General features: G+C 32.9%; 1 protein-coding gene. It reads left to right on the forward strand.

What is annotated here, in order from left to right:
* Positions 1-389 precede the first annotated feature (389 nt).
* Positions 390-738: hypothetical protein (locus QD409_RS35455; protein ID WP_430765040.1), on the forward strand; the 349-nt coding region annotated here is incomplete at its 3' end.

A 738-nucleotide genomic window follows, 5' to 3' on the forward strand; every position in this document is an offset into this window, starting at 1 on the left:
TTTATTTATTGCTGGCTGCTTTTTTATTCTTTAGGGTAATTCCTCCGTACTTTTTTTCACTACGCATTATCATTTTCTTTGCTAATAACTGAGCCTCTTCTTTCGACATTTTCATACTTAATTTCCCCTCTCCACTTCATTTGTATAAGTATGAACAAATTCTGAATTTTTTAAACAATCCTCCCTCTACTTAAAATATATCTAGTACATTTAGACAGTGTCCTAAGCTTTATCGAACAAAAAGGGGGGAATCAAGGTGGTAATGTAAGTTAAAAACGCACGATAAAATAGTGTATTTTTCGACTCCTTGAGAAAGAACGTTTGTTCTGTTATATTGTTCTTAGAAAGCCTCAATAAGGTACTTTATTTTTTATCAGGAAGTGGGAGTAATGACGAAGATTTTAGAAGAACACAGGGTAATACTGGAGCATTCCATTTATTTACCGCTTGTTTTATCAGTACTGGAATATGATCGTAAAGTAACCGAAAGATCACCCTTTAAAATTAAAAGGGTTTATTTAAACCTAATTGAGTTTACCATGCAGAAGGTACAAAAGGATCTAAAGGCAGTTCGAGATAAAATGCGGAAGCTTAATATGAAAACAGTACCTGGCAACAATGATGGAGTTTTTACGGAGTACGAGTTCTATTATAAGGGTTACCATGAGCAGCATCGTTATTTCAATGCTAATTTAAGAAACAACACTGAAAAGCTACTTAAATATTATTTTAAAAAGG

This window comes from Rhizobium sp. BR 315 (assembly GCF_050577975.1).
Lineage (GTDB): Bacteria > Pseudomonadota > Alphaproteobacteria > Rhizobiales > Rhizobiaceae > Rhizobium > Rhizobium miluonense.